Below are 217 nucleotides of genomic sequence, written 5' to 3' on the forward strand. Positions count from 1 at the left end.
CCTCACGGCGATGCGCGAGCGGCTCGACCGCCTCACGGTGTTCGCTGAGCTGGATGTCGAGCCTTCGGGCCTCCCGTCAGGTGCCGCGGCGCTCAGTGATGCGTCAGTATTGGAGGTGCTGCGGGAGGTCACCGGCATCGCGAACGATGCGGAACGGTTGCAGTCCGTGGTTGCGGGTGTCGCCGCCCAGCGGTCGAAGCGCGAGAACGGACATTCC

General features: G+C 67.7%; 1 protein-coding gene. It reads left to right on the forward strand.

All coding sequences use genetic code 11. The features are described from left to right. Positions 1 to 217: hypothetical protein (locus B3587_RS06865; RefSeq protein ID WP_414683122.1), on the forward strand; the 217-nt coding region annotated here is incomplete at both ends.

It is taken from the genome of Microbacterium sp. UBA837 (assembly GCF_002296025.1).
Lineage (GTDB): Bacteria > Actinomycetota > Actinomycetes > Actinomycetales > Microbacteriaceae > Microbacterium.